This window comes from Streptomyces sp. NPDC088812 (assembly GCF_044750285.1).
In the GTDB taxonomy this organism is placed as follows: Bacteria; Actinomycetota; Actinomycetes; order Streptomycetales; family Streptomycetaceae; genus Streptomyces.
This window is the reverse complement of sequence record NZ_JBIVJP010000009.1, coordinates 15,175-41,315: the sequence shown is the minus strand read 5'-3', so window position 1 is coordinate 41,315 and position 26,141 is coordinate 15,175. Positions and strand designations below refer to the sequence as shown.

At 72.2% G+C, this 26,141-nt stretch carries 26 protein-coding genes; 13 read left to right on the top strand and 13 right to left on the bottom strand.

The features are described from left to right. Positions 1–79: 79 nt before the first annotated feature. The 5 genes from ACIP67_RS17415 to ACIP67_RS17395 all read right to left on the bottom strand — a co-directional run bounded on the left by ACIP67_RS17415 (position 80) and on the right by ACIP67_RS17395 (position 4,575). Positions 80–1,864 (bottom strand): ABC transporter ATP-binding protein, encoded by a 1,785-nt coding sequence (locus ACIP67_RS17415; protein WP_401692588.1) that lies wholly within the window; start codon positions 1,862–1,864, stop codon positions 80–82. 137 nt (positions 1,865–2,001) lie between these two features. Then, a complete protein-coding gene (locus tag ACIP67_RS17410) occupies positions 2,002–2,124 on the bottom strand; it encodes a hypothetical protein (protein ID WP_401692587.1) in 123 nt (40 codons plus the stop codon). Between the two features lie 53 nt (positions 2,125–2,177). After that, positions 2,178–2,303, bottom strand: coding sequence for a hypothetical protein (locus ACIP67_RS17405; protein WP_401692586.1), 126 nt, complete (start codon positions 2,301–2,303; stop codon positions 2,178–2,180). Positions 2,304–2,357: 54 nt separating this feature from the next. Next, positions 2,358–2,486, bottom strand: coding sequence for a hypothetical protein (locus ACIP67_RS17400; protein WP_401692584.1), 129 nt, complete (start codon positions 2,484–2,486; stop codon positions 2,358–2,360). 286 nt (positions 2,487–2,772) lie between these two features. After that, the gene (locus ACIP67_RS17395; RefSeq protein WP_401692582.1) at positions 2,773–4,575 is read right to left on the bottom strand and encodes a bifunctional metallophosphatase/5'-nucleotidase; all 1,803 of its coding nucleotides are present in this window, start codon (positions 4,573–4,575) and stop codon (positions 2,773–2,775) included. Between the two features lie 248 nt (positions 4,576–4,823). Here ACIP67_RS17395 and mshD point away from each other — a divergent pair, with 248 nt between their 5' ends. Further along, entirely contained in the window at positions 4,824–5,750 is a 927-nt protein-coding gene (gene mshD, locus ACIP67_RS17390; protein ID WP_401692581.1) for a mycothiol synthase, read from the top strand. 163 nt (positions 5,751–5,913) lie between these two features. On the opposite strand, the gene ACIP67_RS17385 is transcribed toward mshD, so the two are convergent. From ACIP67_RS17385 to ACIP67_RS17365, 5 genes are all read right to left on the bottom strand, one after another. Then, entirely contained in the window at positions 5,914–6,612 is a 699-nt protein-coding gene (locus tag ACIP67_RS17385; RefSeq protein ID WP_401692579.1) for an ABC transporter, read from the bottom strand. After that, positions 6,600–8,147, bottom strand: coding sequence for an ABC transporter permease (locus tag ACIP67_RS17380; RefSeq protein ID WP_401692578.1), 1,548 nt, complete (start codon positions 8,145–8,147; stop codon positions 6,600–6,602). The genes ACIP67_RS17385 and ACIP67_RS17380 overlap by 13 nt, the downstream gene beginning before the upstream one ends. Then, positions 8,144–9,034: an ABC transporter ATP-binding protein gene (locus tag ACIP67_RS17375; protein ID WP_401692577.1), complete on the bottom strand. Its 891-nt coding sequence runs from the start codon at positions 9,032–9,034 to the stop codon at positions 8,144–8,146. Before ACIP67_RS17375 ends, ACIP67_RS17380 begins: the two co-directional genes overlap by 4 nt. 174 nt (positions 9,035–9,208) lie before the next feature. Next, the gene (locus tag ACIP67_RS17370; protein ID WP_401692576.1) at positions 9,209–10,051 is read right to left on the bottom strand and encodes a zf-HC2 domain-containing protein; all 843 of its coding nucleotides are present in this window, start codon (positions 10,049–10,051) and stop codon (positions 9,209–9,211) included. Continuing rightward, positions 10,048–10,599: an RNA polymerase sigma factor gene (locus ACIP67_RS17365; protein ID WP_401692575.1), complete on the bottom strand. Its 552-nt coding sequence runs from the start codon at positions 10,597–10,599 to the stop codon at positions 10,048–10,050. The genes ACIP67_RS17370 and ACIP67_RS17365 overlap by 4 nt, the downstream gene beginning before the upstream one ends. 301 nt (positions 10,600–10,900) lie before the next feature. On the opposite strand from ACIP67_RS17365, the gene ACIP67_RS17360 reads away from it, so the two are divergent. The 11 genes from ACIP67_RS17360 to pstB all read left to right on the top strand — a co-directional run bounded on the left by ACIP67_RS17360 (position 10,901) and on the right by pstB (position 23,223). After that, positions 10,901–11,380, top strand: coding sequence for a GntR family transcriptional regulator (locus ACIP67_RS17360; protein WP_401692912.1), 480 nt, complete (start codon positions 10,901–10,903; stop codon positions 11,378–11,380). Next, positions 11,377–12,381 (top strand): ABC transporter ATP-binding protein, encoded by a 1,005-nt coding sequence (locus tag ACIP67_RS17355; RefSeq protein WP_401692573.1) that lies wholly within the window; start codon positions 11,377–11,379, stop codon positions 12,379–12,381. The genes ACIP67_RS17360 and ACIP67_RS17355 overlap by 4 nt, the downstream gene beginning before the upstream one ends. Beyond that, a complete protein-coding gene (locus tag ACIP67_RS17350) occupies positions 12,378–13,463 on the top strand; it encodes an ABC transporter permease (protein ID WP_401692571.1) in 1,086 nt (361 codons plus the stop codon). The genes ACIP67_RS17355 and ACIP67_RS17350 overlap by 4 nt, the downstream gene beginning before the upstream one ends. Beyond that, positions 13,460–14,488 (top strand): hypothetical protein, encoded by a 1,029-nt coding sequence (locus tag ACIP67_RS17345; RefSeq protein ID WP_401692569.1) that lies wholly within the window; start codon positions 13,460–13,462, stop codon positions 14,486–14,488. Before ACIP67_RS17350 ends, ACIP67_RS17345 begins: the two co-directional genes overlap by 4 nt. Positions 14,489–14,879: 391 nt before the next feature. Further along, positions 14,880–17,108, top strand: a complete 2,229-nt coding sequence (locus ACIP67_RS17340; protein ID WP_401692568.1) for an RNA degradosome polyphosphate kinase — start codon at positions 14,880–14,882, stop codon at positions 17,106–17,108. Beyond that, a complete protein-coding gene (locus ACIP67_RS17335) occupies positions 17,089–18,333 on the top strand; it encodes a CHAD domain-containing protein (RefSeq protein WP_401692567.1) in 1,245 nt (414 codons plus the stop codon). The genes ACIP67_RS17340 and ACIP67_RS17335 overlap by 20 nt, the downstream gene beginning before the upstream one ends. 44 nt (positions 18,334–18,377) lie before the next feature. Next, positions 18,378–18,800: an NUDIX hydrolase gene (locus ACIP67_RS17330; RefSeq protein WP_401692566.1), complete on the top strand. Its 423-nt coding sequence runs from the start codon at positions 18,378–18,380 to the stop codon at positions 18,798–18,800. Between the two features lie 246 nt (positions 18,801–19,046). Beyond that, a complete protein-coding gene (gene pstS / locus ACIP67_RS17325; protein WP_401692565.1) occupies positions 19,047–20,177 on the top strand; it encodes a phosphate ABC transporter substrate-binding protein PstS in 1,131 nt (376 codons plus the stop codon). A gap of 134 nt (positions 20,178–20,311) precedes the next feature. Beyond that, positions 20,312–21,325 (top strand): phosphate ABC transporter permease subunit PstC, encoded by a 1,014-nt coding sequence (gene pstC / locus ACIP67_RS17320; protein ID WP_401692563.1) that lies wholly within the window; start codon positions 20,312–20,314, stop codon positions 21,323–21,325. After that, entirely contained in the window at positions 21,322–22,383 is a 1,062-nt protein-coding gene (pstA, locus tag ACIP67_RS17315; protein WP_401692561.1) for a phosphate ABC transporter permease PstA, read from the top strand. Before pstC ends, pstA begins: the two co-directional genes overlap by 4 nt. Positions 22,384–22,446: 63 nt before the next feature. Further along, positions 22,447–23,223 (top strand): phosphate ABC transporter ATP-binding protein PstB, encoded by a 777-nt coding sequence (pstB, locus tag ACIP67_RS17310; RefSeq protein ID WP_401692559.1) that lies wholly within the window; start codon positions 22,447–22,449, stop codon positions 23,221–23,223. 355 nt (positions 23,224–23,578) lie between these two features. Here pstB and ACIP67_RS17305 read toward each other — a convergent pair whose 3' ends face one another. Together ACIP67_RS17305 and ACIP67_RS17300 are read right to left on the bottom strand one after the other, a co-directional pair. Then, positions 23,579–24,577, bottom strand: a complete 999-nt coding sequence (locus tag ACIP67_RS17305; RefSeq protein ID WP_401692557.1) for an anion permease — start codon at positions 24,575–24,577, stop codon at positions 23,579–23,581. Positions 24,578–24,584: 7 nt separating this feature from the next. Beyond that, positions 24,585–25,205 (bottom strand): DUF47 domain-containing protein, encoded by a 621-nt coding sequence (locus tag ACIP67_RS17300; RefSeq protein WP_187748798.1) that lies wholly within the window; start codon positions 25,203–25,205, stop codon positions 24,585–24,587. Between the two features lie 236 nt (positions 25,206–25,441). Between ACIP67_RS17300 and ACIP67_RS17295 the strand changes: the two genes are divergently transcribed. Next, a complete protein-coding gene (locus ACIP67_RS17295) occupies positions 25,442–25,783 on the top strand; it encodes a metal-sensitive transcriptional regulator (RefSeq protein WP_401692556.1) in 342 nt (113 codons plus the stop codon). Between the two features lie 61 nt (positions 25,784–25,844). Here ACIP67_RS17295 and ACIP67_RS17290 read toward each other — a convergent pair whose 3' ends face one another. After that, the gene (locus ACIP67_RS17290) at positions 25,845–26,051 is read right to left on the bottom strand and encodes a hypothetical protein (protein WP_401692555.1); all 207 of its coding nucleotides are present in this window, start codon (positions 26,049–26,051) and stop codon (positions 25,845–25,847) included. Positions 26,052–26,141: the final 90 nt, after the last annotated feature.

Sequence of the window (26,141 nt, the reverse complement as noted above, 5' to 3'; positions counted from 1 at the left end):
GGTCCGGCCGAAGAGCCGTCAGTGGGGCCGTGGGGCCGTCGACGGGGCCGTCGACGGGGCCGTCGACGAGCCTCCCCGCTCATCTGCGCAGCATCAGGGTGTCGTCGGAGAGGGTGCCGCCCGGCGTCGGCGCCGTGGGCCAGGGGGTGGCCAGCCGCGCGTAGGCGGGGCACCGCGCCATCAGCTCGTCGTGCGTGCCGGCGTCCAGCAGGCGGCCGTCGTCGACGACGAGCACGCGGTCGGCGTCCGGCGCGAGGCTGAGGTCATGGGTGATCATGATCGTCGTACGGCCGGACATCAGACGGCGCAGGGGCTGGACGACCTGGCGGGCGGCGACCGAGTCGAGGCCGGCGGTCGGTTCGTCGAGGACGAGGACGGGGGCCTCGCGGAGCATCGCGCGGGCGATGGCGATGCGCTGGAGCTGGCCGCCGGAGAGGGCGGCGGTACCGGGGGCGATGAGGGTGTCGTAGCCCTCGGGGAGCGCGGCGATGAAGTCGTGCGCCGCCGCCGACCGCGCCGCCCGTTCGATCTCCCGGTCCGTGGCGCCCGGCCGGCCGCACCCGATGTTCTCGCGGATCGTGCCGTTGAGGACGAGGGTCTGCTGCGGGAGCAGGGCGACGTTCTCCCGGAGGAACTCCAGCGGGACGTCCGTCAGCGGGACGCCGTCCAGGCAGATGACGCCGGTGCCGGGGTCGTAGAAACGGGTCAGGAGCTTGGCGAGGGTCGACTTGCCGGCGCCGCTCGGGCCGGTGACGAGGAGCAGTTCGCCCGGCCCCGCGGTGAAGGTCAGGCCGCGCGTGGAGTCCTTCGCCGCTCCGGGGTAGCGGAAGGTGACGTCGTGGAAGGCGACCCAGCCGCGTACCGGCCAGGGGGCGACCGGGTTCTCGGGGTCCCGTACGGCCGGCTCGGCCTCCAGGAGTTCGCCGATGCGTTCCGCGCCGGCCGTGGCCGCGGTGACCGTCAGGCCCAGCTGGCCGAGGTCGCGGACGGGCGGGTACAGGTAGCCGATGAAGGCGGCGAAGGCGAGCAGGTCGCCCAGTGACATACGGTCCGCGGAGATCTCCCAGACGCCCAGGCCGATCACCGCCAGCACGCACAGCGTCTCGACGACCTCCACGAACTGCTCGTACATCTCGCTCAGCCGCGCCCCGCGCACGCTCGCCCGCATCCACGCGCGGGCCTCCTTGTCGAGGCGCCGTTCCTCGTCCCGGCGCCGGTTGTACGCCTGGGTGAGGACGATGTTGCCGAGGGACTCCTCCACCACCGAGGTGATCGCGCCGTCCGCGACCCGCTCGTCCTGCGAGGCCTGCTTGATGCGGCCGGAGAAGCGGCGGGCGGCGAGGAGGAAGAGGGGCGCGAGGACGAAGGTGGCCAGGGCCAGGTCCCAGCGGAGGTAGAGGGCGGCCGCGGCGTAGAACACGGCGGAGAAGGCGGCGGAGACCGTGCCGACGACACCCGAGACGACCATCTGCTCGATGGCCTCGACGTCACCGGTGAGGCGTTCCACCAGGTCGCCCTGGCGGTGCCGCTGGAAGAAGTGGGGCGGCAGGTCCTGGACGTGGCCGAAGACTCCCGCACGCAGGCGGAGCACGAATCTCTCCGCCGTCCAGGTCGCGAGCGAGTTGCCGAGGTAGCCGACGAGCGCGCCGAGCACGGCGACGCCCAGCCAGGCGCCGGCCGGTCCCCAGAACGCGGAGAGCGACCCCGCCTCCAGGGCGTTGTCGGTCAGTTCGGCGAACAGCAGGATGGACGCCGTCTCGGCGAGCGCGGAGACCACCACGCACGCGATGATCACCAGCATCCACTTGCGGTCGCCGCGGGTCAGCGGCCAGAAGCGGCGGAAGGCCTCCCGGGCCTCTCTCATCTCAGCGACTCCCTCGTTCGAGCGCGGACACGGTGGACACGGCCGCAGACACGGCGGACACGGCCGCGGACACGGCGGAGGCGGGGCCCGGTGCGGGCTGGTTCGCCCGCACCGTCGGCCCCGCCTCGGACACCGCGTCAGCCCTTGTTGCCGACCGGGCGCTTGGCGGCCTTCTTGACGGCCTTCTTCTTGGCGGCCGGCTTCGGGGCGGCGGCCGTCTTGCGGGTCTTCTTGACCGGGGTGATCTTGTGGAAGCTCATGGACGTGTCCCTCTCTCGGTGATCAGTTGTGAATTGCTGTGCTTAAGCGGCGTTTACTTACGGCCGCCGACGGGGCGCTTGGCCGCGGTCTTCTGGGCGGCCTTCTTCTTGGCGGCCGGCTTCGGGGCGGCGGCGGCCTTGCGGGTCTTCTTGACGGGGGTGATCTTGTGGAAGCTCATGAGAGTGCCCTTTCGCTGATGATTAGCTGTGATTAGCTTTGCTCAAGCCAAGTGCTACTTATGGCTACCGACCGGGCGCTTGGCGGCGACCTTCTTGACGACCTTCTTCTTGGGCGCGGGCTTCGCGGCCTGGGCAGCGGTCGTGCGGGTCTTCTTGACCGGGGTGATCTTGTGGAAGCTCATGGTCTGTCTCCTTGTCCTGTGTTCGCGACTTCGCTTTCGCGTCGTTCGCTTTCGACATGGAAAACACTACGGGACGCCGAAGCCGAAAAAAGCCAATTCCGCTGAGACCTCGATGAATTGCGGCTGAGACAGTTTTCAGGCGCCCCGGGGAACCAAACCCGCCCTTACACAGAATTGATAAAACGCGAAAGGGGCCCGGTCCGTACGCGTGTCGCGTACGGGCCGGGCCCCTGCGGGCCGTGGAGCCGTGGAGCCGTGGAGCGGTGGAGCCGTGGGGCCGTGGGATCTACTGCACGATCGTGATCCGGTTCGCCGCCGGGGGAGCGATCGGCGCCGAGGCCGAGGAGTTGGCCGTCAGGTACTGCTCCAGGGCGGTCAGGTCGTCCGCACCCACCAGGTCGTTCGTGCCCTGGCCCAGGGTGGTGAAGCCGTCGCCGCCGCCCGCGAGGAAGCTGTTCGTCGCGACGCGGTAGGTGGCGGCCGGGTCGACGGCCGCACCGTTCAGCCGGACGGAGTCGGTGACGACCCGGTCGGCGCCGGTCTTCGTCAGGTCCAGCGTGTACGTCAGGTTGGCGGACGGCTGGAGGATCTTCGGCGCGGCCGCGTTCGTCCCGCTCACCTGCTCCTGGAGCACCTGGATCAACTGGGCGCCGGTGAAGTCCTGGAGGTTCACGGTGTTGGAGAACGGCTGCACGGTGAATCCCTCGGCGTACGTCACCACCCCGTCGCCCTCGGTGGCCTTGGCCGCGTAGGTGAGGCCGGCCCGGACACCGCCCGGGTTCATCAGCGCCAGGTCCGTCTCCGCGTCGAGCTCCCTGCCGTACCAGAGCTGCGCGTCGGCGATCAGATCCCCCATGGGGGACTCGGTGCCCGTGTTCGGCACGTCACCGGATATGTAGCCGATGGCGCGGTTGCCGATGGGGGCGGCGAGGGTGTTCCACTCGCCGATCAGCTCGGTCATGTCCGGCGCCTTGGCCACGGTCCGGGTGACCACGTGGTTCGCCGACTTCACCGCCGTGCGGGCGATGTCCCCGGTGAAGCGGTCGTACGTCAGCGTGGTGTCGGTGTAGAGCCGGCCGAACGACGCGGCCGAGGTCACCGTGCGCGGCGTGCCCGACGGGTCGTCGATCGTGCACGCGTACGCGGCGTGGGTGTGACCCGTCACCAGCGCGTCCACCTGCGGCGTGATGTTCTTCGCGATGTCCACGATCGGGCCGGAGATGCCGTCACCGGCGCCCGGTGAGTCGCAGTCGTAGTTGTACGAGGCGGAGGCGGGCTGGCCGCCCTCGTGGATCAGCGCGACGATCGACTTCACGCCCTGGCGCTGGAGCACCTTGGCGTACTTGTTGATCGTCTCGACCTCGTCCTGGAACTTCAGGCCCTTGACGCCCTCCGCGGAGACGATGCCGGGGGTGTCCTCCAGCGTGACGCCGATGAAGCCGATCTTGACGTCCTTCTTCTTCCACACCCAGTACGGCTTCAGGATCGGCTTGCCGGTCTTCTCGTCCAGCACGTTCGCCGCGAGGTAGGGGAAGTCGGCGCCCTCGAACGTCTCGTCCGTGTAGCAGCCGTCCGTCGGGTGGCAGCCGCCGTTCTGGAGGCGGGCCAGTTCCGTGGCGCCCTCGTCGAACTCGTGGTTGCCGACGGAGGTGACGTCCAGGTCCAGCTTGTTCAGCGCCTCGATGGTGGGCTCGTCGTGGAAGAGGCCCGAGACCAGCGGGGAGGCGCCGACCATGTCGCCGCCGGCCGCGGTGATCGAGTACGCGTTGCCCTGCCGGGCCTGGCGCAGATGCGTGGCGAGGTACTCCACACCGCCCGCGTCGATCGTCTTCGTCGTGCCGTCGGCCTGGGTCTCCGTGACCCGGCCGGACGAGCCGGACGGCGGCTCCAGGTTGCCGTGCAGATCGTTGAAGGACAGCAGCTGCACGTCCTGGTAGCGGCTGGGCAGCGGCTTGCCGTGCTTGCCGTCGTGCGCGTCCGCGGGGAGCGCGGCGACCAGGGCGCCGACGGTGGCCAGGCCGGCGGCCGCCGCGAGCAGACCGTGACCACGGCGTCTGCGGGTCGGATACGACTGGGAAGTGGCTGGCATGCGCCCCCCTGTGGTGTCGGCGTCCTCCGGGCCGGGCGGCCCTGAGAGGCGGTCGGGATGAGTGGCCCGGCGTGTGGGACGCGTGGCCACGTCCGGCCGCAGCCTAGAGTCAACGCGCGTAGCGCGACAGGGGGTTCACGGTTACATCCTGGTTTCCCTTTGCCCTTCGCCCGTCGCACGCTTTGGCTTCCCGTTCCCCTCCCTCCCGTGCCGCCACTTTGCGGGGTCCGCCCCTTACCCTCGTACGCATGACCAGCGACGACACCGCACGGATCCACGGCTCCCGATCCATCGAGACCCACTCCGCGCTCTCCCCCGAGCAGACCGAGGCCGTCCTCGCCCTGCTCGCGGACGCCGCTCACAGCGACGGTCAGCAGGCGGTGTCCGAACAGGGCCGGCTGCAGCTGCGCGGTGGCGCCCGGGAAGGCGTCGGCCATCTGCTGCTCTTCGTGGGCGACGACCTCGTCGGCTACGCCCAGTTGGAGGACACCGACCCCGTCGAGGCCCCGGCCGCCGAACTCGTCGTCCACCCCGCCCACCGCGGGCACGGGCACGGGCGGGCACTCGGCTCGGCCCTGCTCGCCGCCTCCGGCAAGCGGCTGCGGGTGTGGGCCCACGGCGGCCACTCCGCCGCGCGGCACCTGGCGCAGGTGCTGGGGCTGACGCTGTTCCGCGAACTGCGCCAGATGCGCCGGTCCTTGACCGACCTCGAACTGGCCGAGCCGGTGCTGCCCGACGGCGTGACCGTCCGCGCCTTCGTCCCCGGGCAGGACGACGGCGCCTGGCTCGCCGTCAACAGCGCCGCCTTCGCCCACCACCCCGAACAGGGCTCGCTCACCCAGCGCGACCTCGACGACCGCAAGACCGAGCCCTGGTTCGACCCCGCCGGCTTCTTCCTCGCCTTCCGCGGCACCGAACTCGTCGGCTTCCACTGGACGAAGGTCCACGCCGAGGAGCAGCTGGGCGAGGTGTACGTCCTCGGCGTCGCGCCCGGCGCCCAGGGAGGCGGCCTCGGCAGGTCCCTCACCACCATCGGCCTGCGGCACCTCGCCGCGCAGGGGCTGCCCACGGCGATGCTGTACGTCGATGCCGACAACAAGGCGGCGGTGTCGGTGTACGAGCGGCTCGGATTCGTCACGCACGAGACGGACCTGATGTACCGGACCGAGACGTGAGGGAACGTCCGGTTGAGGGCTGCCGCCCCCAGGCCTCCCAGGCCCTGAGCCCCCCGCTTCGGCCCTGAACGGGCCTCGTCCTCGGACTCCCCCGGAGGGCGCGTCCCCGGACGGGCCGGAACGCCCTCACCGGCGCCGAAGGGCCACCGTGGAACGAGCCGGGCTATCCGATGCGTGGGGACCGGCGTCGTAGGGGTTCCGGTGTGCAGACCGCCGTCGTCGCGACGGCGCCTGCCAGCAGCAGCGCCCATCTCATCTGCGTCGCCTCCCACCACGGCTCTCCCGGCATCGCCGACAGCCCCCACCGTGCGGGGACGAGCACGACCAGGGCCGCGGCGGTCCCGAGGCGGACCGCCGTCCGTCTGCCCACCTCCGCCGCGCTCGTGAAGCGGACGGCGACGGTGGCGAGGGCCAGTGCGGAGGCGGCCGTCGCCGCGGCCTCCACGGTGGCGTGGCCGAGGGGCGGGCGGGTCGGCGTGGGTATGAGCAGCAGGGCGGTCGTCCACCACAGGGCCACGAAGGGAGCGGTGAGCGCCAGCCGCAGACCGGCCCGGAGCGGCCGGCCGAGCGGGGTCGTCCAGGTCGTCCGGCGGGCGGGGTCGTCCAGCAGGAAGGCCAGCCCGAGCGCGCCGCTCAGCGCGACGAGCCGCAGCAGAACCAGCCCGACCTCCTCGCCCGGCGCCCGCTCCCGCAAGCGCACCACCACGGCCGGCAGCAGGCCCAGTCCTCCCGCCACGGCCAGTGCCCGCCAGGGGAGCGTCCGCCAGACCAGGGGGAGAAGGGACCGGAGGAGGGCGGGGGCGGGCATCGTCCACCGCGCCCCGTCCCGGGAGACCGTCCTGGTCCTCGCTACTCCTCGCACGATTCCGCTCCCTCCGGTGCGGCGACGCCCAGCAGCTTCGCCGCCTCGGCCGTGGACGTCTCCGGTGACGTCAGCTGCGTCCAGTGGGCCTTGACCCGCGCGGAGACCTCCGCCCGCGGGCGGGCCGCCAGCTCACGCACGACGGTCGTCTGCTGCGCCGTCAGAGACATCCCGTCGGTGGGCGACAGCACTATTCCGGAGCCGGTGATGCTGTCGTCGAGGCGCACGTCGCCGAAAGTGGACAGGGGGGTGGGGTCGGTGCCCAGGACCAGCCACATGACCGTCACCGCCCGCGCTCCGCACATCTGCTGGGCCGCGTCCTCCGACCCGGCGACCAGGACCGAGGCGACGCCGACCGCGAACTCGGGGACGCGGTTGCCGCCCCAGCGGGTGCCGACGGTGACCTCGGCCGGAGTGGTCGAGGGAGTCAGCGAGGTGTCGACCTCCACACCGCCGCTGGTGTCGATGTGCTGCCGCACCGTCAGCGGGGTGCGTGCGGCGGTGCCGCCCGCCGCCGACCGGACCCGGTCGACGACGCGGGCCCAGTCGTCGCGCACGCCGGTCCACTCGGGGAAGGAACAGTACGTCGACCCGCCGTACGTCGTGCACGACTGGACCTTCCGGGGCGTCGTGGACGCCGTCGTCCGCGCCGCCTCGAGGGCCGCCGTGTCCCGCGGGAGCTGGCCTGCCACGCCGGCCGCGGTGGCGGCGAGGGCCAGGGCGGTGGCCGTCCTGACGGCACGGGTGCGCCCGCCGGACGTCAGGAGTGCCGCGCACATCAGCAGGGCGCACAGTCCGGCCAGGTAGAGCGCGTGCCAGGCGGCCGGGCGGCCGATCAGGGCGGAGGGGACCGGGTCGCCGCCGGCGATGTCGGAGACGACGATCGGCGAGAGCCACACGGCCCAGGTGTCGTCCGCTCCGGCCGCCGAGGCCATGACACCGCCCACGTACACCGCCACCACGAACAGCATGGGCACGAAGGGCGAGGGCAGCAGTCGCGCCAGCAGCACGCCCGTGACCCCGGCCAGCAGGACGGTCAGCGGGCCCGCGGCCAGTTCGCCCACGGAGCCGTGGCCGATCGCGCCGGGCTTCAGCGCCTCCCGGGTGAACTCGACGCCGACGACGATCGCCGTGAACGCCGCGTACGGGAGGACGGAGAGCAGGTGGGCGAGGGTGCGCCGCCAGGGCTCCATGGCCAGGACGTCGAACTGCTGGACCGTGCCGTGTCTGCGGGAGCGCAGGACGGCCGCGTTGCTGCAGACGAGCAGCGCGATGGCGAGCAGCAGCGGCGGTGTCTGGGTACTGCGGTCCACCACGTGGAGGACGGGGTAGTCGTCCATGCCCTCCTGGCGCGTCATGCGCAGGGCGATGAGGCCGATGTAGAGGACGGAGAAGAACAGCACCGGGATCTGGGAGAAGAGCTCGCGGGCCTCGAAGCGGGCCAGGGCGAGGACCGCGCCGGTGCGGCGGGGAGGGCGGGGAGCGTCGGGGAGCGCGGCGGCGGATGCGTCGACGGGTGTGATGGTGGCGCTCACGCGGTCACCGTCCTGTTCTCGCCGTCGAGAGCGAGCAGATAGCCGTCCTCCAGGGTGGGTTCGAGGAGGTCTGCGCCTTCCGGTGGGTCGCCGATGTTGCGGAAGGTGCCGGTTCCGGTGCGCCAGCCGGCCAGGGCTTCCGGATCGCGTTCGGTACTGCTCCAGACCCGGCCGTCCGCGCGGGCGGTCAGCTCGGCGGGGGTGCCTTCGAAGCGGACACGGCCGTCGGCGAGGACCACGACGCGGTGGCAGAGCATGGCCACGTCCTCCGTCTGATGGGTGGACAGCAGGACCGTGCGGCCCTCACCGGCCTCGGCGATCAGCTCTCTGAAGCGCATGCGCTGTTCGGGGTCGAGTCCGACGGTCGGCTCGTCCAGGACGAGGAAGCCGGGGTTCCCGACGAGCGCGGCGGCCAGGGCGACGCGCTGCCGCATACCGCCGGACAGCCGCTTGATGCGCTTGCCGCGCACGGCGGACAGGTCGACCGCCTCCAGCACGCGCCGGACCTCCTGGTGCCGTGCGCCGCGGTCGGTGAGCTCCTTCAGGATGGCCACGTAGTCGACGAACTCGAAGGCCGTGAAGTCCGGGTGGAAGCCGGGGGTCTGGGGCAGGTACCCGAGGCCGCGGCGCAGGGACAGACGGCCGGCCGCCGTCGCCGGGTCGTGGCCCAGGACGGTGAACTCGCCCCGGTCGGGCGGCACGGCGGTGGCCAGCACCCGCAACAGGGTGGTCTTCCCCGCACCGTTGGGTCCGAGCAGGCCGGTGACGCCCCGGGCCAGCCGCAGCGACACGCCGTCGAGGGCGTGGGTGCCGCCGTAGCGCAGGGACAGGCCGGAGGCCGTGACGGTGGTGGGCTCGGAGGTGGGCGTGGTGGGCGTGGTGCTCATGGGTGCTCCTGGTGGTCCGGGCGGTCGGCGGGAGGGGCGGGGGCGGCGGCGAGAGCGGGGACAGGGGCGGGGGCGAGAGCGGGGACAGGGGCAGGGGCGAGAGCGGGGACAGGGGCAGGGGCAGGGGCGGGGGCGGGGACGGGGACAGGGGCAAGGGCGGAGGCGGGGGCGGTGTCAGAGGGCGCCCCCGTCTGGGAAACCTCCGACGGGACGGACGTCGAAGCGGTCGCGGGTCTGGTGGAGCAGCACGGCGGCGAGCACCGCGACCGCCGCCGCGGCCGACTGTCCGCCCGCCGTGAACGGGGCGAGCGTGCCGTCGCCGTGGGCCCGGACCTGGGCCACCACCAGCAGCGTCAGCCAGACGGCACCGACCAGGGCGGGCGCGAGGGCCGGGCCCAGCCGGGGGGTGAGCGCCAGTCCCGTCGCGGTGAGGGCGAGCGCGGGCAGCAGCCAGGCCAGGGCCAGCAGCCCGTACCCCGGCAGGGCGAGCGTCGCCAGGCCGTTGCACACCAGGCCCGCGGTGAGCACGGCGACCGTGCGGATCATCAGCAGCCGGAAGCCGTGCATCGGGGCGACGAGTGCCATCTCGTGCGTCGGGTCGAGCGCCGGGCCGTAGGAGAGGGCGACCCCGGCGAGCGGGAGGAGCGGGGCGAGGGCGAGGAACAGCCCGGGCCGGTCCGCCAGGTGGACCGCGAGGACGGTCATGACCAGCAGCGACACCACCGCCAGCAGCCAGGAGCGGCGCAGCACCGGGGTCGCCGTCAGCAGCCGCGCGGTGTGGTCGGCCATGCCGAGCCGCACCAGCAGCCGCTCGCACAGAGCCGGCCGCGGCGCGTCCAGCTCGGCGTCCAGCCGCTCCCAGCCGGCGTCCAGCGCGACCGGGTCGACGGCGCCCGCGAGCCGGTCCCGGCACCGCACGCATCCCGTGAGATGCGTGTCGGCGGACCACAGCAGGGGCGGCGCCAGTTCGCCCCGCGCATAGGCGCGCAGGTCCTCTTCTGCCACGTGCCACGTCATGCCAGCGCCTCCCGCAGTTGCTTGCGGGCCCGCAGCGCCCGCGTCTTGACCGTGCCCGCGGGGATGCCGAGCAGGACGGCAGCCTCCCGGGTGGTGAGTCCGTCGATGACGGTGGCCTGCAGGACCGCCCGCAGCTCCGGCGAGAGCCGGATGAGGGCCCCGGCGAGGTCCCCGTGCTCCACCCCCGCGAGCACGCGGTCCTCCGCCGACACCTCGTCGCGGTGCCGCAGCCGGGCGAGGGCCTGGCGCAGCCGGCCGCGCGCGCCGTCGCCCCGCAGGGCGTCGACCAGCCGGCGGGAGCCGATGCGCCACAGCCAGCCGGCGGCGTCCTCGGAGGCGCCCTCCTGCCGGTAGCGCGCGCTGCCCCGCCAGACCGCGAGGAACGTCTCCTGGACGACGTCGTCGACTATCCCGGCGTCGGCGCAGCGGCTGCGCATGCGCGCGGTCAGCCACGGCGCGTATCGCCGGTACAGCTCCTCGAAGGCGTGACGGTCCCGGTCTGCCGCGATGGCCCGCAGCAGCTCCGCGTCACTTCGCGTTTCGCTCACACCCCCTCATCGGACGGGCCCCGCCGATCGGTTCACGGTTGGCCGCACGATTTTTGCGCCTCCGCGTCCAGCGCCGTCTCTTCCGCCTCTCCGCCTCTTCCGCCTCTCCGCCTCTTCCGCCTCTTCCGCCTCTCCGCCTCTCCGCCTCTCCGCCTCTTCCGCTCGGGGCACCGACCGCCCCCGCCATGCCCCTCCGCCCCGCCGGCCCCTCCCGCCCCTCTCCTCCGAGACACCGCTTGACGCACCCACCCCCCCTGCACCACCCTTTCACTACTCAATTAGTGAAAGGGTGGTTGTCGAAGTGGTCGAATACCGCATCGACCGGCACAGCGGCGTGGCCACCTACGTCCAGATCGTCCAGCAGACCAAGCAGGCCCTCCGCCTCGGCCTGCTGCGCCCCGGCGACAAGCTGCCCACGGCCCGTGAGGTCGTCGAGGCGACCGCCATCAACCCGAACACCGTGCTGAAGGCCTACCGCGAGCTGGAGCGCGACGGACTCGTCGAGGCCCGCCGCGGCCTGGGCACCTTCGTACGGCGCGGGCTGAGCACCGCTCCGGCCGACTCGCCCCTGCGCACGGAGCTGGACGCGTGGGCGGACCGGGCCCGCGAGGCCGGCCTGGACCGCGACGACGTGGCCGCGCTCTTCACCGCCGCACTCGACAGACATTTCAACGGCAACGGCAACAGCAACAGCAACAGCAACAGCACCGGCCACGGCCACGGCAGGCCCGACGACCGTCAGCCCGCCCACGACCAGCACTCCCAGGGGGACGCTTCATGACCGACACCGCCATGGCGGCGACCGCGCTCGGCAAACGCTTCGGCCTCGGCCGGCGCCGGGGCTGGGCGCTGCGCGACTGCGCGTTCCGGCTGCCAGCCGGGCGCGTCTGCGCCGTCGTCGGGCCCAACGGAGCGGGCAAGTCCACGCTCCTCGCCCTCGCCGCCGGACTGCTGGCCCCCACCGAGGGCACGGTCACCGTCCTGGGTACGGACCCGGCGTCGGCACGCGCGCGTGTCGGCTACGTGGCCCAGGACAAGCCGCTGTACCCGCAGCTCACGGTCGCCGAGACGCTGCTCGTGGGCGCCGATCTCAACCCGGGCCGCTGGGACGCCGAAACCGCCGAGCGGATCGTTTCCGCAGGGGATCTCGACCCCAAGGCGCGGATCCGCTCCCTCTCCGGCGGCCAGCGCACCCGCGTGGCCCTCGCCCTGGCCCTCGGCAAGCGGCCCGAACTGCTGCTCCTGGACGAGCCGATGGCCGACCTCGACCCGCTCGCCCGGCACGAGCTGATGGGCACCCTGATGGCGCAGGCGGCGCAGCACGGCACGACGATCGTGATGTCCTCGCACGTGGTCGCCGAACTGGAGGAGTCCTGCGACCGCCTGCTCCTGGTGGGCGGTGGACGGATCCGCCTGGCCGGGGAGATCGACGACCTGCTCGCCGCCCACGCGCGCGTGCACGGGCCCTCGGACTGCGTGGACCTGAGCCGGCACACGGTCGTCGAGTCCCGTGTCACCGGACGCCAGCTCACCGCGCTGCTGCGCCCGACGGGCCAGCTCCCCGAGGCCTGGCAGCCAGCTTCCCCGTCCCTGGAGGAGCTCGTCCTCGCCTACCTCCGCAACCCGCAGGCGGACTCCCTGGTCCCCGCGCCACCCGGGGAGGACGAGAAGACCCCACCCGCGGGAGACAACAAGAAGAACGAGAAGAACGAGAAGAACGAGAAGAACGGGAAGAACGGGAAGAACGGGGAGAACGAGAAGAGCGGGGAGGACGCCGCATGACGACCCTCGCCCCGTCCGCCGCCCCCCGCGCCGCCGGACACCCCGGTCCCACCCGGCGGCACCTCCGCTGGCTCCTGCGCCTCCACCGCCCCGGCCTGCACGTCTGGACGGCTCTCGTCGCCCTCCTCGCGCTGGCGCTGCTGTGGCTGTGGGGGCCGCTCACCGAAGCCGCCGCCGGAAGCTGGCGGCAGTACAACGCCTGCGACGACTACGACCCCTGCGCCTACTACCAAGAGCCGATCCTGCGCTACAAGGACGTGTACGCCTACACGACCGCCGCCCTGAACGCCCTGCCCTTCCTCGTCGCCGCCTGGTCGGGCGCCGCGCTCGTCGGGCGCGAACTGGAGCACGGCACCGCGCACCTCGCCTGGACCCAGGGCCTGACCCCGCTCCGCTGGCTGACCCTCAAGCTCGCTGCCCCGGCCGTCCTGATCACCGCCGGCACCAGCCTGCTGGTGCTGCTGCACCGCCTCGCCTGGACGGCGGGCCGGGGCCGCATCGACACCGCCAAGAGCTGGTACGACGGTCCGACCCTCTACGCCAACGGCCCCACCACGGTCGCCCTGGCCCTGGCCGGCCTCGCCGCCGGCGCCCTCGCCGGCCTGCTGCTGCGCCGTACGCTGCCCGCGCTGCTGACCGGCCTGGCCGTCACCGCCGGTCTGCGCCTCCTGGCCGACCTGGCCATGCCGCACCTGTGGCCGGCCGTCACCCGCGTCACCAGCCGGAACACCGGCTACCTGTACGAGGGCCCGGTGGCCGACTCGGGCCTGGTCACCTCCTCCGGCGCGCACATCGCCGACCCCGGCTGCGGTCCGGCGTTCGCCGAGGACTGCCCCACGCTGTACGACCGGCTCGACGTCACCGGCTTCTACACCAGCTACCACCCCGAGTCCCACCACTGGGCCCTCCAGTTCACGACCTCGGCCCTCCTCCTGGCGGTGGCCGCCGCCCTCACCGTGGCCGCGTTCGTGCTGCTGAAGCGATCGACGGCCCCTTCCCCCGCCGCCGACGCCACCCGCGCGCCCCGCGCCAAACGCGCCACCCGCGCCACCCGCTCCACCCGTCAGGGGCCCGCCGTATGACCGCCGCGGCCGCAGCCGACGCCTCCGCCGACGGCACCACGGGCCCGGCGCCCCGCCGGGACGCCACGGACCCGGCGCCCCGCTGGGGCACCGCCCGGACCGTGCTGCGGGTGCACCGCACCGCCCTCGCCGTCTGGGGCCTGGCCGTGCTGGGCCTGACCGGATGGCTGGTGTGGCTCACCGAGGTCACCGCGGACGAGGCACGGGCGCGGCAGGAGGCCTGCCACCTCACGGCCCCGGTCTGGTGCGACCCGACGTACGGCACCGGCTACGACCTCGGCAGCTCCCTCGACCTGGCCGCTCTGCTGACCGCCCACGCCTTCCTCGCCGTCGCGGCGTTCGCGGGCGGGGCGCTGATCGGCCGCGAACTGGAGAACCGCACCGCGCACCTCGCCTGGACCCAGGGCGTCTCCCCCGTCCGCTGGCTGGGCGCCAAGCTCGCCGTCGCCGCGTTCTTCGTGGCCCTCGGCACGACCACGCCGGTCCTGGTGTTCCGCTGGGTCCGGACCGCCGACGAGGACCTGCTGGTGGGCACCGGGTGGACGGCGGACCACATGTTCGCGGCCGGCGGCCCGGTCACGGTCGCGTACGCCCTCTGCGCCCTCGCCCTGGGCACCCTCACGGCGCTCCTGCTGCGCCGCGCGCTGCCCGCGCTCGGTGTGTCCGTCGCCGCGACGTGGCTGCTCGGCCTCTTCCTGGCGGCGCACCGCGCGTCCCTGTGGCCGGCGGCGTCCCGTTTCTCGGCGACCCGCCCGGTCGAGGCGCCCGACTCCGCGTGGGCCCTGGAGACCGGCGCCCTGGTCCACGGCCGCCGCGTGCCGGACGTCCAGTTCTGGCGGTGCGAGAGCGCCGCCGAGGTCCGCAGCCGCTGCCTGGACGACCTGGGCGTGACCGGTTTCTACACCACGTACCACCCCACCTCCCATTTCTGGCCCCTCCAGCTCGTGGAGACGGCGATCGTCCTCGTCGTCGCCGCCCTCGCGACCACGGCGGCGTTCCGCCTGCTGAAGCACCGCACGGCCTGACACGGGCTCCGCCTGGCCCCTGGAGAACCCTCCCCCAGGCCCCCGTCCCCCTCGGCCCCCGCCCCTCCGCTCCGGGCCGGGGCCCGAGGGACGCACTCGCCCCCGCCCCTCCGCTCCGGGCCGGGGCCCGAGGGGCGCACTCGCCCCCGCCCCCACCCGCGCCCCCACCCGCGCCCCCACCCGCGCCCCCGCGAGCCGCCCCCCGATATCCCACACGCCATGTCTCCGTAACCATTGGTTCAGACGGCCTTGCGACGCTCGGTCAATGAACCCCGCCGTGCCCGAGGCTTCGCCACCCCCCGAGGGGAACCGCCCCGACGGGAAGGCCGCCGCGCTCCCGCCCGCACGTTCCGACGCGCCTGTGCCGGTCCTGGCGCGGAAGAATGGGTCCATGAGCCAGCACACCCAGGCAGACGTCCAGCACGCGCAGCCCTCCGTGGGCTCCATAGCCGCGCACCGCCCGCACACCGTGGCCGCCGTGGTCTCCGACCTCGAACCCGACATCGACGCCGATCTCGACGCGTACGAGGAGTCCCGGGAGGACGGGGCGGAGCTGCCGCAGGGTCGTTTCCTCGACCGGGAACGCAGCTGGCTCGCGTTCAACGAGCGCGTCCTGGAGCTCGCCGAGGACCCGAACACGCCCCTGCTGGAGCGGGCGAACTTCCTCGCCATCTTCGCCAGCAACCTCGACGAGTTCTTCATGGTCCGGGTGGCCGGCCTGAAGCGCCGTATCGCCACCGGCGTCGCCACCCGCTCCGCGTCCGGCCTCCAGCCCCGCGAGGTGCTGGAGATGATCTGGGCCCGCTCCCGCGAGCTGATGGCCCGGCACGCCGCCTGCTACCACGAGGACGTCGCCCCCGCGCTCGCGGAGGAGGGCATCCACCTGGTGCGCTGGAGCGAGCTGACGGAGAAGGAGCAGGCCCGCCTCTTCACCCTGTTCCGGCACCAGATCTTCCCGGTGCTGACCCCGCTGGCGGTCGACCCGGCGCACCCCTTCCCGTACATCTCGGGCCTCTCCCTGAACCTCGCCGTCGTCGTCCGCAACCCCGTGAGCGGCCACAAGCACTTCGCGCGCGTCAAGGTGCCGCCGCTGCTGTCCCGCTTCCTGGAGAGCTCCCCCGGCCGGTACGTCCCCCTGGAGGACGTCATCGCCGCCCACCTGGAGGAGCTGTTCCCGGGTATGGAGGTCCTGGAGCACCACGCCTTCCGGCTCACCCGCAACGAGGACCTGGAGGTCGAGGAGGACGACGCGGAGAACCTGCTCCAGGCGCTGGAGAAGGAACTCATGCGGCGCCGCTTCGGACCGCCGGTGCGGCTGGAGGTCGAGGAGTCGATCGACCGCGAGGTCCTCGACCTGCTCGTACGGGAGCTGAAGATCACCGAGGCGGAGGTCTACCCGCTGCCCGGTCCCCTGGACCTCACCGGCCTCTTCCGCATCCACGGCCTGGACCGGCCCGAGCTGAAGTACCGCAAGTTCATCGCCGGCACCCACCGCGACCTCGCCGAGGTCGAGTCCGCGACGCCGCCGGACATCTTCGGCGCGCTGCGCGCCCGGGACGTCCTCCTGCACCACCCGTACGACAGCTTCTCCACCTCCGTCCAGGCCTTCCTGGAGCAGGCGGCCGCCGACCCGGACGTCCTGGCGATCAAGCAGACCCTGTACCGGACCTCCGGCGACTCCCCGATCGTCGACGCGCTCATCGACGCCGCCGAGTCCGGCAAGCAGGTCCTCGTCCTGGTCGAGATCAAGGCCCGCTTCGACGAGCACGCCAACATCAAGTGGGCCCGCAAGCTGGAGGAGGCGGGCTGCCACGTGGTCTACGGCCTGGTCGGCCTGAAGACCCACTGCAAGCTGTCCCTGGTGGTCCGCCAGGAGGGCGAGACGCTCCGCCGGTACAGCCACGTCGGCACCGGCAACTACCACCCGAAGACGGCCCGGCTGTACGAGGACCTCGGCCTGCTCACCGCCGACCCGCAGGTCGGCGCGGACCTCTCCGACCTCTTCAACCGGCTCTCCGGCTACTCCCGCCGCGAGACCTACCGCAGGCTGCTGGTCGCCCCCAAGTCGCTGCGCGACGGCCTGATCTCACGGATCAACAAGGAGATCCAGCACCACCGTGCCGGACGTCCGGCCTACGTCCGCATCAAGGCCAACTCGATGGTGGACGAGGCCATCGTGGACGCCCTCTACGGGGCGTCCCGGGCGGGGGTCCCCGTCGACGTCTGGGTGCGCGGCATCTGCGCGGTGCGCCCGGGCGTGCCGGGCCTGTCGGAGAACATCCGCGTCCGCTCGATCCTCGGCCGCTTCCTCGAGCACTCGCGGGTGTTCGCCTTCGGCAACGGCGGCGAGCCCGAGGTGTGGTTCGGCAGCGCGGACATGATGCACCGCAACCTCGACCGCCGTATCGAGGCCCTGGTCAGGGTCACCGACCCGGCTCACCGCGCGGCCCTGAACCGGCTGATGGAGACCGGCATGTCGGACACCACCGCCTCCTGGCACCTCGGCCCGGACGGCGAGTGGACCCGGCACGCGACCGACGGGGACGGCCAGCCCCTGCGCAACGTCCAGGAGATGCTCATAGACGCCCGGAGGCGCCGGCGTGGCACAGCGACACCATGACCCCACGGGCCCCACGGCCGGGTCCGTGACGACGGGGGACGCCCTGGCGGCCTACCTACGGGCGCAGGCCACGGAGTTCCTCCGCGCCCTGCGCCTGCACCGGGAGGGCGGCAGCGCGGCGAACGGCGCCCCCGGTGTCACGGGCTCCGCCGACGCGACCACCGCCCTGCGCCGCTCGGCCCGCCGCATCAGCGCCAGCCTGCACACGTTCCGGCCCCTCCTCGACCCCGGCTGGTCCGAGGAGATCCGCCCCGAACTGGCGTGGCTCTCCGGCACCCTGGCCCTCGAACACGCCTGCGAGGCCCGTCTGGAACGCCTGCTGCTGGCCCTGCACCGGCTGTCGGGCGCGACGGCGGTCCCGACGCAGCCGGCGGGGGCGGGGAGCCCCGCGCGCCCGCCGGGAGCGGAGGCGACGGCCGGCGGCGGCGCGGCCGCCCCGGTCTCCCTCGTCTCCGCCACCGCGGGCCGCCGCGCCACCGGCGCTGCCACCACCGGCCCTGCCACCACCGCGCAAAAGCCTCCCGCTGGCCCTACCGCCGCGCAGAAGCCGCCCGCCGGCAACGCCGGGCACCCCGCGCGCCCGGCCGCTCCGGACCGCGGCAACCTCACCGTGGGCGCGGCCAAGGCGGGCGCCCTCCTGGACCGCCAGCTCACCCTGGCCCGCACCCGGGCCCACTCCACCGCCCTCCAGGCGCTGGGCTCGAGCCGTTTCCACGCCGTGGCGGACAAGGTCGCCGTCCTGGCCAGCGACGTCCCCCTCACGCCCGCCGCCGCGAGCGCCGATCTGCGCACCCTCGCCACGGCGGCGGAGGAGCGCCTCACGGACGCGGCCGCCGCGCTGCCCCTCCTCACCGCGGGCCACCCGTACAACGCGGAGGCCCTGGTCCACGGCCTGTCCCCGGACCCTGCCCCGCACCCGCAGGACGCGCCCTGGCACCAGGTCCGCCTCCTGCTGCGGCTGCACCGCTACGCCCTGGAGGTCCTGCGCGGCGACATCCCGCCCGACATGCGGCTGCTCTCGGCCGGCCAGGCCCTGGACCGGCACCGCGACGCCTCGGAGGCGGCCGCCGCGGCGGCCCAGGCGGCGCGCACCCCGCGCATCGCCCCGGCGACGGCGTACGCGCTCGGCGTGCTCCACGCCGACCAGCGGCACGAGGTGGAGGCGGCACGGTACGCCTTCCAGCGCTCGTGGCAGAAGCAGCCCATCGGCACGAGCACGCCGTAGCCGACCGACCTGACCGACCCGACCGACCCGGAGGCGGTGACCCGGTGAGCTTTCCCGACGACACCCCGGTCCAGGCGGCCGGCTGCGTCCTGTGGCGCCGCTCGCCGGTCGACGGCGGGCTGGAGATATGCCTGGTCCACCGGCCGAAGTACGACGACTGGTCGCACCCCAAGGGCAAGCTGAAGCGTGGCGAGGAAGCGGCGGCCGCCGCGGTGCGCGAGGTGGCCGAGGAGACCGGCTGCACCGCCCGTCTGGGCGCCCGGCTGCCCACCCTGCGCTACCTCGCGCAGGGCCGCCCCAAAGAGGTCCACTACTGGGCCGCCGAAGCCGTCTCCGGCACGTTCACCCCGAACGACGAGGTGGACCGCGTGCTGTGGCTCCCCCCGACGGCGGCCGGAAGCCGCCTCACCCAGCCGAGGGACCGCACCCTCGTACCCGCCCTCCTCACCACCCTGCACCTGATCTAGACACAGCCCGCTCATGGCAACCCACGGCACCACACCGTGTCCTCGACGTGAGCGTTCCGTGACCTAACCGCACCGTCCACAGGGGTTCACCTCGCGTTCACGTGCGCCCGTAGGCGGCTTCACCTGATCTGCCTAATTTCGGCCTTACGCGGTACGCAACGCGCCCTCACGGACGCGTCCGCGCCACCCAGATCTCGCGCACGCCGCCGGAATCAGGACGGCGGCTCCTGGAAGGATCTCCCTCAAGTGAAGCTTCAGCGCATGAACCGGCGGGCCCTCACCCTCGGTGCTCTCGCCGTCTCCGGCGCCCTGGCCCTCACGGCGTGCGGTTCCGACGACACCGGGTCGGACAGCAGCGGCGGCACGTCCTCCGCGGCCGCCGCGGCGGGTTCCATCAAGTGTGACGACGCCTCGGGCCAGCTCCTCGCCGACGGCTCCTCCGCGCAGAAGAACGCGATCGACGCCTGGGTGAAGAACTTCACCCAGGCCTGCAACGGCGTCCAGGTCAACTACAAGGGTTCCGGCTCCGGCGCCGGCGTCACCGCGTTCACCCAGGGCCAGGTCGCGTTCGCCGGTTCCGACTCCGCGCTGAAGTCCGAGGAGATCGAGGCCTCCGCGAAGATCTGCTCCAGCGGCCAGGGCATCGACCTGCCGATGGTCGGCGGCCCGATCGCCGTCGCCTTCAACGTCTCGGGCGTGGACGACCTCACCCTGGACGCCGCGACGATCGCCAAGATCTTCAACGGCAAGATCACCAACTGGAACGACGCCGCGATCAAGAAGCTCAACCCCGACGCCGAGCTGCCCGACCTCAAGATCCAGCCGTACCACCGCTCGGACGAGTCCGGCACCACGGACAACTTCACCAAGTACCTGATCGCCACCGCCAAGAGCGACTGGCCCTACGAGGGCGGCAAGGCCTGGCAGGCCAAGGGCGGCCAGTCCGCCGCCGGCTCCTCCGGTGTCGCCCAGGGCGTGAAGCAGACCGACGGCGCCATCGGCTACATGGAGCTGTCGTACGCCAAGGACGGCCTGGGCACGGTCGCCATCGACACCGGCGCCGCGTCGCCGGTGAAGGCCTCCTCCGACGGCGCCACCAAGGCCATCGCCGACGCCAAGGTCGTCGGCACCGGCAGCGACCTGGCGCTGGAGATCAACTACGGCACCACGGCCGAGGGCGCCTACCCGATCACCCTGGTCACGTACGAGATCGTCTGCGACAAGGGCAACAAGTCCGACACCCTGCCCGCCACGAAGGCGTTCCTGCGCTACATCGCGAGCGAGGAGGGCCAGGCCATCCTCTCGGGCATCGACTACGCGCCGATCCCCGACGCCATCATCACCAAGGTCCGCTCCACCATCGAGGGCCTGAGCTGATCTGAAGTGGTGCGGTCCGGCGCCGGGTGAACCCGGTCCGGACCGCACCGTCCGGTGCACCGCCGCCAGGGGCCGTCCGCAGACCCGGCCCCGTCCGAGCCGCCCAGCGAGCGGCTCCGCAGACCGGAGAACTCATGGACATCACGACGCAGAACCCCACAGACGCCGTCCCTCCGCCCGCGGCTCCGCCGAGCCCCGCCGAGCAGAAGCGCGCCGCCCGCGGCGCCACCCGACCCGGTGACCGGATCTTCCTCGGTCTCTCCCGCGGCTCGGGCATCCTGCTGCTGGTGATCATGGCCGCGATCGCCGTCTTCCTCACCTACCGGGCCTCGCTCGCCATCGGCAAGGACGACGGGAACTTCCTCACCACCTTCGAGTGGAACACCGGCCTCGTCCCGCCGCACTTCGGCATCGCGGTGCTGGCCTTCGGCACGGTGGTCTCCTCGGTCATCGCGATGGTGATCGCGGTCCCGATCGCGGTCGCCATCGCCCTGTTCATCACCCACTACGCCCCGCGCCGCTTCGGCGGCACCATCGCGTACGTGATCGACCTGCTCGCCGCCGTCCCGTCCATCGTGTACGGCCTCTGGGGCGCGCTGATACTCGTGCCGCAGCTGGACGGACTGTTCGGCTGGCTGAACGACTACCTCGGCTGGACCGGGATCTTCTCCTGGGACGAGGGCGCCCCGCGCTCGATGCTCACGGTCGGCATCCTCCTGGCCATCATGATCCTGCCGGTCATCACCAACGTCAGCCGTGAGGTCTTCCGCCAGGTCCCGCAGATGCACGAGGAGGCGGCCCTGGCGCTGGGCGCCACCCGCTGGGAAGTGATCCGCATGGCGGTCATCCCCTTCGGCCGCTCCGGCGTGATCTCGGCGTCGATGCTCGGCCTCGGCCGCGCGCTGGGCGAGACGATGGCGGTGGCCACCGTGCTGTCGCCCGACTTCGACATCCACGCCAGCCTGCTCAACCCGGGCGGCGGCACCTTCGCCCAGAACATCGCCAGCAAGTTCAACGAGGCGACGGAGTTCGGCCGGGACGCGCTCATCGCCTCCGGTCTCGTCCTGTTCGTCATCACCCTGCTGGTCAACGGCGCGGCCCGCGCGATCATCGCCCGCCGCAAGGAGTACTCGGGGGCCAACGCATGAGCCACGCCGTCGTCACCGACAAGCCCGCCAGCACGCTGCGCGGCGCCAGCCTGCCGCCGTGGACCCCCTGGGCCACCGCGGCCGGTTCCCTCGCCGTGGCCGTCGCCATCGGCCTGGTCGCGGGCCTCGACAGCCGCGTCCAGTGGGGCCTGATCGCCGGCCTCGTCTTCCTCCTGGCCACCTACGGCATCGCCGCCCGCGTCGAGGGCCGCCGCCAGGCCAAGGACCGTATCGCCACCGCCTTCGTCTGGGTCGCCTTCCTCCTCGCCGTCGTCCCGCTGGCGTCCCTGATCTGGGCGACGGTCCAGCGCGGTGTGACGGTCCTGGACGGCTACTTCCTCACCCACTCCATGGGCGTCGTCGCCGACTCCGAGCCGGGCGGCGGCATCTACCACGCCATCCTCGGCAGCCTGGAGCAGGTCGGCCTCGCCACCGTCATCGGCGCCCCGATCGGCATCCTCACCGCGATCTACCTGGTGGAGTACGGCCGCGGCGGCCTCGCCAAGGCGGTCACCTTCTTCGTCGACGTCATGACGGGCATCCCGTCGATCGTGGCCGGCCTGTTCATCCTCAGCCTCATGCTGATGTTCGACATGCAGCCCTTCGGCTTCGCCGGCTCGCTGGCGCTGGCGATCCTGATGATGCCGGTCATCGTCCGCTCGACGGAGGAGATGCTCAAGCTCGTCCCGAACGAGCTGCGCGAGGCGTCCCTGGCGCTCGGCGTCCCGAAGTGGCGCACGATCCTGAAGGTGGTCGTCCCGACCTCCATCGGCGGCATCATCACGGGCGTCATGCTCTCGGTGGCCCGTATCGCCGGTGAGACGGCCCCCGTCCTGCTCCTCGTCTTCGGCAACCCGTTCATCAACGCGAACCCCTTCGAGGGCGCGCAGGCGTCGCTGCCGCTGTACATCTACCAGCAGTACTCGCAGAGCGCGGGCTCGCAGGCGGCCTACGACCGCGCCTGGGCGGCGTCGCTCACGCTGATCGCCTTCGTGATGATCCTCAACCTGGTCGCCCGCGGCATCGCCCGCTGGAAGGCCCCGAAGACCGGTCGCTAAGGCGACGATTTCCGGCTCCGCCGGTCGGGGCCCTCAGCGACTGACTGGAAGTGAAGTAGAGACATGGCCAAGCGAATCGATGTCAGCGGACTGACGGCGTTCTACGGCTCCCACAAGGCGATCGACGACATCTCCATGACCGTCGAGCCGCGCTCGGTGACGGCGTTCATCGGCCCGTCCGGCTGCGGCAAGTCGACGTTCCTGCGCACGCTGAACCGGATGCACGAGGTGACCCCCGGCGGCCGCGTCGAGGGCAAGGTGCTCCTGGACGACGAGGACCTGTACGGCCACGGCATCGACCCGGTGTCGGTCCGCCGCGAGGTCGGCATGGTCTTCCAGCGCCCGAACCCGTTCCCCACCATGTCGATCTTCGACAACGTGGCGGCGGGCCTGCGCCTGAACGGCAGCTACAAGAAGTCGGAACTGGCCGACGTCGTCGAGAAGTCCCTCAAGGGCGCGAACCTCTGGAACGAGGTGAAGGACCGCCTCAACAAGCCCGGCTCCGGCCTGTCCGGCGGCCAGCAGCAGCGCCTGTGCATCGCGCGGGCGATCGCCGTCGAGCCCAAGGTCCTCCTCATGGACGAGCCCTGCTCCGCCCTGGACCCCATCTCGACCCTCGCCATCGAGGACCTGATCGGCGAACTGAAGGAACGCTTCACGATCGTCATCGTCACCCACAACATGCAGCAGGCGGCCCGGGTCTCCGACCGCACCGCCTTCTTCAACCTCGCGGCGGTCGGCCAGCCCGGCAAGCTGATCGAGATCGACGAGACGGAGCGGATCTTCTCCAACCCGTCCGTCCAGGCCACGGAGGACTACATCTCGGGCCGCTTCGGCTGACCCGGGGCCCCCGTCCCGACCCCTCGCGGTGCTGCATGGCGGTGCCACCGCGAGGCAACAAAAGGGCCCGCCCCCCGCATCCGGGGGGCGGGCCCACGCCGTTGACGTCACCTCTTGCCGAAACGGCCGGCCCGGCTTGCCCAGGGGCGCGGGGAACTGCGCGACCGGCCACGACGAGACACTCAGCCGCCCGCCGGGCACAGCCGGAGCGGACTCACGGCGCCGCCCGCCGGGCACAGCCGAAGCGGACTCACGGCGCCGCCCGCCGGGCACAGCCGAAGCGGACTCACGGCGCCGCCCGCCGGGCACAGCCGAAGCGGACTCACGGCGAGGACGAGCGGGCCGAGGCCCGCCCCTACAGCACCGCCAGGTTGACGATCCAGAACGCGCACGCCGCGACCACCGCCGCTGCCGGCATCGTGATGAACCAGCCGAGGACGATGTTCTTGGCGACCCCCCACCGCACGGCGTTGATCCGCTTGGTCGCCCCGACACCCATGATCGCCGAGGTGATCACATGGGTCGTCGAGATCGGCGCCTTGAAGAGGAACGCCGTGGTGAACATGATCGACGCCCCGGTGGTCTCCGCAGCGAACCCCTGCGGCGGGTCCAGCTCGATGATCTTCCGCCCGAGCGTCCGCATGATGCGCCACCCGCCGGCGTACGTGCCCAGCGACAGCATCACGGCGCAGACGATCTTCACCCAGACCGGGATGGGATCCCCGTAGTCCTCGACGTCGGCGATGACCAGCGCCATCACCACGATGCCCATCGTCTTCTGCGCGTCCTGGAGACCGTGACCGAGAGCCATGCCGGCCGCCGACACCGTCTGCGCGATCCGGAAGCCGCGCTTGGCCTTGTGCGGATTGGCCCGCCGGAAGAGCCACAGGATGGCGGTCATGACCAGGTAGCCGATCACCAGGCCGACCACCGGCGACAGGAACATCGGGATGACGACCTTCTCCAGCACCCCGTGCCAGTAGACCGTCGTCCCGCCCGCGAGCGCCGCCCCCACCATGCCGCCGAACAGCGCGTGCGACGACGAGGAGGGCAGCCCGAAGTACCACGTGACCAGGTTCCAGGCGATCGCGCCGACCAGCGCCGCGAAGAGGATGCCCATCCCCTTCGAGCCCTCGGGCGTCTCGATCAGCCCCTCGCTGACGGTCTTGGCGACGCCGGACCCCAGGAACGCGCCGGCGAGGTTCATCACCGCCGCCATGGCCAGTGCCGCCCGGGGCGTCAGCGCCCGCGTCGACACGGACGTGGCGATGGCGTTGGCGGAGTCGTGGAAGCCGTTCGTGTACGTGAAGAAGAGCGCGACCAGGACGGTCACGATCAGAGCCAAGGTGTCCATGAAGGGGTCAGGACTCCTTGACGGCGATGGTCTCCACCGTGTTCGCGACGTGCTCGAACGCGTCCGCCGCCTCCTCGAGCACGTCCACGATCTGCTTGAGCTTCAGCACCTCGATCGCGTCGTACTTGCCGTTGAAGAGGTGGGCGAGCAGCTTGCGGTGGATCTGGTCGGCCTGGTTCTCGAGCCGGTTGACCTCGATCCAGTACTCGGTGAGGTTCTCCATGGTCCGCAGGTTCGGCATGGCCTCGGCGGTCAGCTCCGCCGCCCGCGCCAGCACCTCGATCTGCTGCTCGACGCCCTTGGGCAGTTCCTCGACGTTGTAGAGGACGACGAGGTCGACGGCCTCCTCCATGAAGTCCATGATGTCGTCGAGGGACGACGCGAGGGAGTAGATGTCCTCACGGTCGAACGGCGTGATGAACGAGGAGTTCAGCTGGTGGAAGATCGCGTGCGTGGCGTCGTCACCGGCGTGCTCCGCGGCCCGCATCCGCTCTGCGATCTCGGCCCGGCCGGCGGTGTCCGCCCCGAGCAGTTCCATGAGGAGCTTCGAGCCCGTGACGATGTTGTCCGCGGATGCGGCGAACATGTCGTAGAAGCTCGTCTCCCTGGGGGTCAGACGAAAGCGCACGTGGGGTCCTCGGGATGCATCGGTTTCGGTCAGGCTGATGCTAGGCGCATCATCCGGCCACGGCTAATGGGCCGTCCACCAGTGTCACCCATGAAACGGGACGAACGGCAGGGGGGCCGCGGGGTGGTCCAGTCCACAGGCCGTCCCCAGCGGGGTCGGCCACAGGTCCCGTACCCTGCGAAGTTCGGTACGATATACCCAGTAGGGGTATAGGTGCGGAGTATCTGGAGGACGCGATGACGACCACCGAGGCCGGGGCGGCCACCGAAGAGGTCGCGACCGACCACGACCGCGGTGTGCACGGCTACCACAAACAGAAGAACGAGCACCTCAAGCGCCTGCGCCGCATCGAGGGCCAGATCCGCGGCCTGCAGCGCATGGTCGACGAGGACACCTACTGCATCGACATACTCACCCAGGTGTCCGCCTCCACCAAGGCCCTGCAGTCCTTCGCGCTGCAACTGCTGGAGGAGCACCTGCGCCACTGCGTCGCCGACGCGGCCCGCGAGGGCGGGGACGAGATCGACGCGAAGGTGGAGGAGGCGACGAAGGCGATCGGCCGCCTCCTGCGCACATGAATCCCGTTGTAAACGTGACGTAAATGACACCTGTCACCGGGCGCCCGTCAGGTGAGGAACGTCAGCCCCGCCGTCGTCCCGGTCCCCTCACTCCCGGCTCCCCGGCCGCGTCCCGTTCCTCCCCCACCCTCAGGACCGCGTCGATGCTCTCCAGGCTGAGCCGCTCCTCGGCCGCCGAGGCCGCGATGATGAGTTCTCCGCACAGCTCTATCTCGGCGAGGGCCTCGTGGTCCTGTACCGCCGTACCGCCGACCGGAGCCACGCGCATCACCTCGTCCCTGCCGTCACCGGCTTCCTAGAGTAGGGAGCGCCCCGCACGCCGCGCATGGCACGGACGGGCTAGTCCTCGCGCCCGCCC

Excerpts from the sequence above, each read along its gene's own strand:
- ACIP67_RS17290 (WP_401692555.1), bottom strand. The coding sequence starts at position 26,051 with ATGCGCGTGGCTCCGGTCGGCGGTACGGCGGTACAGGACCACGAGGCC.
- ACIP67_RS17395 (WP_401692582.1), bottom strand. The coding sequence starts at position 4,575 with ATGCCAGCCACTTCCCAGTCGTATCCGACCCGCAGACGCCGTGGTCAC.
- pstA (WP_401692561.1), top strand. The coding sequence starts at position 21,322 with ATGAGCCACGCCGTCGTCACCGACAAGCCCGCCAGCACGCTGCGCGGC.
- mshD (WP_401692581.1), top strand. The coding sequence starts at position 4,824 with ATGACCAGCGACGACACCGCACGGATCCACGGCTCCCGATCCATCGAG.
- ACIP67_RS17410 (WP_401692587.1), bottom strand. The coding sequence starts at position 2,124 with ATGAGCTTCCACAAGATCACCCCGGTCAAGAAGACCCGCAAGACGGCC.
- ACIP67_RS17370 (WP_401692576.1), bottom strand. The coding sequence starts at position 10,051 with ATGACGTGGCACGTGGCAGAAGAGGACCTGCGCGCCTATGCGCGGGGC.
- ACIP67_RS17340 (WP_401692568.1), top strand. The coding sequence starts at position 14,880 with ATGAGCCAGCACACCCAGGCAGACGTCCAGCACGCGCAGCCCTCCGTG.
- ACIP67_RS17345 (WP_401692569.1), top strand. The coding sequence starts at position 13,460 with ATGACCGCCGCGGCCGCAGCCGACGCCTCCGCCGACGGCACCACGGGC.
- ACIP67_RS17375 (WP_401692577.1), bottom strand. The coding sequence starts at position 9,034 with ATGAGCACCACGCCCACCACGCCCACCTCCGAGCCCACCACCGTCACG.
- ACIP67_RS17295 (WP_401692556.1), top strand. The coding sequence starts at position 25,442 with ATGACGACCACCGAGGCCGGGGCGGCCACCGAAGAGGTCGCGACCGAC.
- ACIP67_RS17400 (WP_401692584.1), bottom strand. The coding sequence starts at position 2,486 with ATGAGCTTCCACAAGATCACCCCGGTCAAGAAGACCCGCACGACCGCT.
- ACIP67_RS17350 (WP_401692571.1), top strand. The coding sequence starts at position 12,378 with ATGACGACCCTCGCCCCGTCCGCCGCCCCCCGCGCCGCCGGACACCCC.
- ACIP67_RS17355 (WP_401692573.1), top strand. The coding sequence starts at position 11,377 with ATGACCGACACCGCCATGGCGGCGACCGCGCTCGGCAAACGCTTCGGC.
- pstB (WP_401692559.1), top strand. The coding sequence starts at position 22,447 with ATGGCCAAGCGAATCGATGTCAGCGGACTGACGGCGTTCTACGGCTCC.
- pstC (WP_401692563.1), top strand. The coding sequence starts at position 20,312 with ATGGACATCACGACGCAGAACCCCACAGACGCCGTCCCTCCGCCCGCG.
- ACIP67_RS17415 (WP_401692588.1), bottom strand. The coding sequence starts at position 1,864 with ATGAGAGAGGCCCGGGAGGCCTTCCGCCGCTTCTGGCCGCTGACCCGC.
- ACIP67_RS17305 (WP_401692557.1), bottom strand. The coding sequence starts at position 24,577 with ATGGACACCTTGGCTCTGATCGTGACCGTCCTGGTCGCGCTCTTCTTC.
- ACIP67_RS17405 (WP_401692586.1), bottom strand. The coding sequence starts at position 2,303 with ATGAGCTTCCACAAGATCACCCCCGTCAAGAAGACCCGCAAGGCCGCC.